Raw genomic sequence first — 6810 nt, 5'->3', positions numbered from 1 at the left:
TTTTTAGTCGCTGGATTTCTCGTTGTTCTTCAGTTAGGGCGTTGCCTTTGGTTATGGGGTTGCCTCGTTTTTCTCTGCGATAACGGGTTAGCCAGTTTTCGAGTGTGGATTCGGCTATTTCATATTGGGTTGCAACATTACTTGGTTTTTGCCCTTGTTCTTCTATGAGTTTTATCATTTCTAATTTGAATTCGGGTGTGTATGTTTTACGTACTTTTGTCATGAGATTATGCCTCCGTTTGGGGTATTATAATCTCTTATCAGCTGTCTAGGTTTATTATGCCACTACAATTTGATACACTCCACAAAATTAATGGTTAATAAAATGCGATATTGTTTATCGCTGTTTGTGGGTGTATTTTAAGTAGTGGTTTTCCGTTATGCGTTACAGCTTAAGTGTTACGGTATGAAAAACAACAAAAAACCCTTGTAAAAACAAGGGTCTAATGCGTAACGCTAAAAGTTTTATTTACTGTATTTTTGGCGTAATATTTTATCAAGCCATTTAGCCATACTGGGGTTAATACCACTATAATTTTGGGTTATCCAGTCTGTTACAGTTAATTGTTTTGGGGCGGTGGTTTGGTCTTTGTAAAATTTTAGATAAGCACCTTTTACCGCCTGTATCTCAACAAAATTTAAAATCAAATTATCAATATTAGTCACGCCTGCAACTCGTGGTAAATTATCACTTGCTAGATGTTGGCTCTCAAGCTCGGCTATTTTGGCTTGTAATGCCGTGTTTTCAGCCGTTAGGCGGTCTATTTGGGTTTGTTGGTCTTTGACGGTTTGGGGTAGTTGGTTGTTTGGGTAATAAAATTCGGTAATTTCTAAAACCTTAAAAATATCATCTTGCAATAAATCTTGTTTTTTAAATTGGTACATATGATAATCATAAAAACAATCTTTTAATGGTCGGTCGCAACCATAAAGATATGAAAAACTTTCATATTTGCCACTATAAACCCAGCTTCTTACACTACCAAAAGAAAATAAATCGCTTAAATTTTCTAAAAAAAGCTTAATTAACTCCTGTTTTTCCAAAGGCTCAACTACTTCGTCTTTTCCTAACCCTGTAACTTCTATAAAGTCATATTCTTGTTTGATATAAAGCGGTTGTTTGATTAGCTCAAAATGTTTAAATTTTAGCCACTCCACTATATCAAATAATGGTTCTTGTTTTTGAAATGATATTTGTAATAAAACTTCGCCAATAGGTATAAAGTCATCTAAATTTTTATGGATATCAGCCATTAACCCCATAAAGTCGCACCTTGCACCAACAAAAGGAATGTAAGGCGGTGGGCGGTGTTGGTGCGATTACCGCCCTTTCGGTTTGCAATTCCTAGCCTTACAAAAGGGGTTACATCATATATTTACCACTCGTTACGCCATTGTCTTTGCAATTCTACTGCGTCAATATCAGCGATAACACTTGGATTTTTATTTGCCATTGCCCTAGCTATCATAGGGTTTAATGGCTTTTCTTGTTTAGCTTTTGGCATAAATTGAGAAAGCATATTTTTAAAATATTCTTGAACGGTAATACCCTGTTTTTGGCTTTCATACTCAACAAAAGTTAATTCATTTGGGGTTAAATCTAATGTAATCATGCTGTTACTCCTAAATCCTAACTAACTGATAACCACGCTCAAATAACGCCTGTTGTAACTCGTTCAGCGATATAAACGGATTATCCAAAAGATTGATTAATGCCTGTTTTTCGCTCTCTGTCATGATGATAATAGGTAGTTTGGCGGGCGTGTCGGTCATGGGGTGTTTATCCAATAGTGCGATTTTATACACCTAAGCCCCCAAATTTCTGCATTAATGCCTGTAATTCAGCGTTTGGCTTGTCATTGTCTAGGTCATCATACAAGGCTTGTAAATCGTCATTGGATAAATGATTGTGATAACTGCTAACAATACCGTCATTCTCTACAAATTCAAAACCGTTAGGCTGTTTGGCAATGGATAGTAACAACTCATTTACCGTTACGCCCTGTTGTTCAGCCGTTGCAATTATCATTTGGGCGGTTTGTGGTGGGATATCTAATATCATCTCTTTCCCCTTTTACTTGTTGTTTGCTACATTTTACCATTGTTTGATATTGTTTTATAGTGTCAATTATTCACGCCTGCCCATAACTTTAGCAACAAAAAAAGCCGTCATTTAACGGCTCTTTGATTGGCTAGATAGCCTTAAATCACATTATCATGATTTTGTAGCAATAGCACGGATATGTTAAACGGCTTAACACGTTTTGGCGGTCATGTTAAAAAAATGCTAAAATCTTAACATGATAATACCAATCGGTTAAATCGCTTAACATGAAAAATTGCTACATTGCCTTTGCCTGTTTAGGTTTATCAAAATAAATCACATTATCTAGCTTGTTATCTTTCACTTTATCAATAAAATTCGCCCATTCATTCATCATCTTAATGCGATAGGGCAGTAGTTTTGCCCCATTGTAGGCTTTACTTACCTTATTATTATCATCATGGGCTAATTGTAGCTCTATCGCTTCGTGTTGGTACTGTTGTTCGTGTAGGGTGGTACTTGCAAGCCCCCTAAATCCGTGTCCTGTCATACGCCCCTTATAGCCCATACGCTCCAGTGCCTTGGTAAACGCATTTTCGCTAATGGGTTTTTGGGTACTGGTATTATAAAAAACATAGGTATCAGAAAAACCAAACGATTTAATGATATTTAAAATCTCAATGGCTTGTGGTGCTAAGGGTACGATATGGGGGCGTTTCATTTTCATGCGTTCAGCAGGAATACGCCAAACATTGCCGTCAATCTCGCACCAACGCATAAACCGCAATTCACTGGTGCGAACGAACGTTAAACAAAGTAGCATAAAGCCGTATTTAATTAACGGCGTGCATGGGCTATTATCAATATCTTTTAACAGTTTTGGTAATTCTCGTAAATCTATCCTTGCATGGTGCTTAACTTCTCTAACGGCTAAAGCGTCTGATAATTTGTAGGTGGGATTGTAGCTAATTAAACCGTGCTGTATCGCATAGGTATAAACTTGCCCTATTTTCTGCAAGGCTCGTTTGCCCATTGTCAGACTACCCCTATTCTCAATGCGTTTGGCTATGTCCAATAGCTCATTAGGCGTTATCTTGTCAATGTCTTTATGCCCGATAAAAGGCTTAATATCCCTTTGATACTGGTTAAAATCTCGTTGATAGGTCTTAGCCGTTACCCCCTGTTGGTGCTTTTCGCTAAACCAACGATTAGCCAAACTGTCAAACATCATGACACCACTGGCAAGGGTTTTTTGCTTGTCTCGTTCAATGCGTGGATTTACGCCACTGGCTAACATCTCTTTAATTTCTAACAATCTTTGCCGTGCTTCCAATAGGCTCATAGCAGGGTATTTGCCAAGTGTTAAAGACTGCTGTTTGTTTTGGTAGCGATAAGCACATATCCAAACTTTACTGCCTGTGTGCCTAACCCATAATTGCAAGCCGTCATTATCGCTGTATTTATCAGGGCGGTTTGGCGTGCATTTATCGGTGGGTTTAAGTTTTCTAATTTGGGTATCGGTTAAAGCCATGATTAACAAGCCTTTGGGTGGTTTTTGTTGGTATAAAATAAAAATGAACTAATATACCAACAAATATACCAACAAAATACACGGATTTCAATCAACAATATTGAACAATAACGAACACCCTTAAACAACAGTATGGTCGGAACGGCGGGATTTGAACCCGTTTTTATGCAAATTAATGCAATCTTATGCTATAAAAAACCCTTTAAAATCAAAGCATTACCGTTTTTGCTTTTTATTGATTTGCATTGAGTTGTAAAAAAATGTGGAAAAAAGTGTGGAAGATTAAAAATCCACCTTTGCAATTTCAGCTTTGCTTTTATCCATATCAATCCACTTCGCATAGCGTTTTAACATCATCTGCAAACTATGCCCCATTTGGCTTGAAGCAAAAAATGGATTAACACCACTGGTTAATAACAAAGTTGCGTATGTATGCCGTGTATTATATACTCTTCTGTAACGTATGCCTAGTTCTTTCATCGCCTGTTTTAGTCTACGGCGTGGCGGACGGTCATCATAAAACGGTTCATGACTATCAGGACAAATAAAAATATAGTCTTGATTACCTGTTATTTTATATTGTCTTAACAATGCCTGATAAGCCCTATCATGTAAATGGATATTACGAGCTGTATGTGTTTTTGTAACACGCTTGTTTAGTCCACGCACACGGCTTTTAGAAATTGCCAATGTTTTGTTAAATTTATCAAAATCTGTTTTCCATTGCAACGCTAATAATTCACTAGGACGGCAACCTGTGAAAAATGCGACTTCAAAATAATTGTAATAACTGATATCATCACCTTTCATATTGGCTTTAAGCCATTTTAACATGGCTAACATTTCTTCTTTGGTGAAAGGGTCTGGCTCATCTTCTTGTACTTTGTCATTTTTGATTGGCAACATGGGGTTTTTGCTAATAATGCCTTCTTCTAATGCCAATTCAAAAACCCCACGCAAGGGAATTAAATTGTTGTTTTTGGTTTTGGCATTTTCAAAACCATAATCATCAATCGCTTCACGCAACATGGCGGTGGTAATGCTTTCAATCGGCATTAAAGCAAAAATAGGCATCCATTTATTCATCAACATATTGCGATATTCTTTTTTGATTTGGATATTTGCCGAGCTGTACTTTAAAAATTTTTGGGCGAAATCTTGAAATAACAGCCCACTAGGTGCTTCAACTACTTCTTCACCTTTGGCGTTGGCGATATCAGCTTCGGTTAAAATGCCAAGTTTGGCTTTCGCAATCAATTCACTACGAGTTCTAACACTTGCGGTAATACCTGCTGGCGTTTGTGGGTACGGCAGGATGATTTGGTAGCGGTTACCTTTGACTTGGAAGTTGATTTCAATAGACGTTCCGATGAACCTAATGCCTGTTGGTGGTTTTTTGTCGCTTGTTCGTTCTGCCATGCGTTCCAGCCTTTTAGTGAAAAATAAATCTTATTATTGATTTTTTGCCAAACTTTATGCTCAGGCATCTTTTCTTTTGCCTTATACAGGCGTTTGGCAGGCAAGCCGATAATCTCGGCAAATTTATGTTGCGTTATCCAGTCAATCGGCTGTTCTGATTGGATAATTTGCTCAATGATTGCGGTTGTCATGCTAAAAATCCAATGTCGGTGTGGTGAGTGGGGAATTTCATTGTTGCTCCTTAGGCAATGCTTTTTTGACAGCATTTACCAATTCTTCTAAATCGTCCGCTGATAGGGTAAGGCTTTTGGCATTATTACGTCTATCCAAAAAAATACGCACTTTATCGCCTTTTACTTCATAGCCTTTTGTTGGGTTTGGGGTAAAGGGTTTGCGTTTTAGCATCGGCTTTTTAGTGGTTTCGCCTGTTGTTTTATCAATGATTGGCTCGTCATTGGCAGGCGTGAGCGGTTTGGTTATCCGTTCAGCTAGGGCATAGGCGTTTTCCACTTCGTTGTAGATAACTTCGCTTTCAAGAATTTTTAGTGTGGTCTGAATTGTGGATATTGAAAGTTTGGTTTTTTGGTTGATTTCATCAAGCGTTAAGCCTTTGGGGTTGTCCATCAAGGCTTGTTTGATATTACGAATGGTTTGTTTTTGTTTGGGGGAAAAGTTTGCTGTTTTCATGGTGTTTCCTTAGTTAAATTCACGGATTGTTAAGATTTTTGGGTATTCTTCACGGTAGTCGTGTAGCAGTTTTTGTTTGGCGTGTTCCACGCTTTGGGTGGTGATGTGGTATGTCCACACACGGTTGCCAGTTCTGAATGTGATGCGATATCGGTTCATGTGAACTCCTTAGTAGTCGTTGTGTTTGGTTTGGTTTTGGGATAGATAGTCTTTGTGGTTCTCTATCATGTCGTGGCGTGCTTTTTCTTCTTTGTCTAACGCCACGCCTGCCATGTTGGCGAAAAATAGCATAAAGACAAATAGGAATAAAAATGCGAGGAAGTCTTTTAACAGTTTCATGGGGGGGTTGCCCTTTAGTTTTTAGCCTATGTATAATTTAGCGTAAAACTAAATAAAAAGCAAGTGATAATTTATTATTTAACTAAATTATTATTTAGCTTAATAATAAAAACCGCCAATTAAGGCGGTTAATGTGGTAGAATATTTTTTATTTAACAGTAAAAGGTAATAAGATGAATAGTATATTCTTATGGGCGGTGCTTGTTTTATTGGGTGTGGTTTTGTTGATGTGTCTTGCTTATTATTGGGGTTATCAAATCGCCAAACAAAAACAATTTGCCAAAATCGGTATGATAGATGAATTTGTCCAAGATGCCACAAACAAAAGCCTGTTACAGTTAGGTAGAACCGACCAAATCAATGTTGCTGGCATTGAGCGATATTTGGCGATTGTCGTTCAAGGCAAGGCGATATTTATTGACCTAGACAAACTTTGTTAGGTTATTTCAATAAAGACACCACTACACTCACGCTAGCCACAATGACACCAAGCACGGTTGCCACTGTTTGAATAACAACAGCATTTTCTTTGATTTGGTACTTGGTGCGAGACCACCATATTTCAAGCCGAGACGGGTCGTGTGTCCGCCAAGTAATAAAACCAGAATAAGCAGGGATTTTATCACCACGCACAAAGGTTTTAATAAGTTCTTGCTTAGGGCGTGTTGAACATTTAAAAGTATATACAAAAGAAAAGCGAGATAGTAAACTTTAAGCTCTGACCCAAAAAGAGAACTACTCGCTATGACTAAGCCCAGACACATGCTTAAAGATAAACAATGGAAAAGAC

At 37.8% G+C, this 6810-nt stretch carries 13 protein-coding genes; 1 reads left to right on the top strand and 12 read right to left on the bottom strand.

What is annotated here, in order from left to right:
• From A3G3_RS0108755 to A3G3_RS14540, 11 genes are all read right to left on the bottom strand, one after another.
• Positions 1-223 (bottom strand): transposase (locus A3G3_RS0108755; protein WP_019520165.1); only part of this gene is annotated, 223 nt, incomplete at its 3' end.
• A gap of 242 nt (positions 224-465) precedes the next feature.
• The gene (locus A3G3_RS0108750; RefSeq protein WP_019520164.1) at positions 466-1263 is read right to left on the bottom strand and encodes a hypothetical protein; all 798 of its coding nucleotides are present in this window, start codon (positions 1261-1263) and stop codon (positions 466-468) included.
• Positions 1264-1376: 113 nt separating this feature from the next.
• On the bottom strand, positions 1377-1613 hold the full coding sequence (locus A3G3_RS0108745; RefSeq protein WP_019520163.1) for a hypothetical protein: 237 nt from the start codon (positions 1611-1613) through the stop codon (positions 1377-1379).
• 10 nt (positions 1614-1623) lie between these two features.
• Complete coding sequence (locus A3G3_RS0108740) at positions 1624-1773, bottom strand: hypothetical protein (RefSeq protein WP_169333204.1); 150 nt, start codon at positions 1771-1773, stop codon at positions 1624-1626.
• A gap of 25 nt (positions 1774-1798) precedes the next feature.
• Positions 1799-2062 (bottom strand): hypothetical protein, encoded by a 264-nt coding sequence (locus A3G3_RS0108735; protein ID WP_019520161.1) that lies wholly within the window; start codon positions 2060-2062, stop codon positions 1799-1801.
• A 280-nt stretch (positions 2063-2342) separates the two neighbouring features.
• A complete protein-coding gene (locus tag A3G3_RS0108730; RefSeq protein WP_019520160.1) occupies positions 2343-3575 on the bottom strand; it encodes a tyrosine-type recombinase/integrase in 1233 nt (410 codons plus the stop codon).
• Positions 3576-3857: 282 nt separating this feature from the next.
• Positions 3858-4832 (bottom strand): tyrosine-type recombinase/integrase, encoded by a 975-nt coding sequence (locus A3G3_RS0108720; RefSeq protein ID WP_019520158.1) that lies wholly within the window; start codon positions 4830-4832, stop codon positions 3858-3860.
• Complete coding sequence (locus A3G3_RS14765; RefSeq protein ID WP_019520157.1) at positions 4829-5185, bottom strand: hypothetical protein; 357 nt, start codon at positions 5183-5185, stop codon at positions 4829-4831. Before A3G3_RS14765 ends, A3G3_RS0108720 begins: the two co-directional genes overlap by 4 nt.
• 37 nt (positions 5186-5222) lie before the next feature.
• Positions 5223-5681, bottom strand: a complete 459-nt coding sequence (locus tag A3G3_RS0108715) for a hypothetical protein (protein ID WP_019520156.1) — start codon at positions 5679-5681, stop codon at positions 5223-5225.
• A gap of 9 nt (positions 5682-5690) precedes the next feature.
• Complete coding sequence (locus A3G3_RS14545; RefSeq protein WP_019520155.1) at positions 5691-5840, bottom strand: hypothetical protein; 150 nt, start codon at positions 5838-5840, stop codon at positions 5691-5693.
• A gap of 9 nt (positions 5841-5849) precedes the next feature.
• Positions 5850-6020 (bottom strand): hypothetical protein, encoded by a 171-nt coding sequence (locus A3G3_RS14540; RefSeq protein ID WP_019520154.1) that lies wholly within the window; start codon positions 6018-6020, stop codon positions 5850-5852.
• 173 nt (positions 6021-6193) lie between these two features.
• Here A3G3_RS14540 and A3G3_RS0108700 point away from each other — a divergent pair, with 173 nt between their 5' ends.
• Positions 6194-6460 (top strand): hypothetical protein, encoded by a 267-nt coding sequence (locus A3G3_RS0108700; RefSeq protein ID WP_019520153.1) that lies wholly within the window; start codon positions 6194-6196, stop codon positions 6458-6460.
• Between the two features lies 1 nt (position 6461).
• Here the strand turns inward: A3G3_RS0108700 and A3G3_RS0108695 are convergent, their stop codons facing one another.
• The gene (locus tag A3G3_RS0108695; RefSeq protein ID WP_019520152.1) at positions 6462-6653 is read right to left on the bottom strand and encodes a hypothetical protein; all 192 of its coding nucleotides are present in this window, start codon (positions 6651-6653) and stop codon (positions 6462-6464) included.
• Positions 6654-6810 lie beyond the last annotated feature (157 nt).

The organism is Moraxella boevrei DSM 14165 (genome assembly GCF_000379845.1).
Classification (GTDB): domain Bacteria; phylum Pseudomonadota; class Gammaproteobacteria; order Pseudomonadales; family Moraxellaceae; genus Faucicola; species Faucicola boevrei.
Note: the sequence above shows the minus strand (reverse complement) of the source record. Positions and strands in the feature narration are given on the sequence as shown.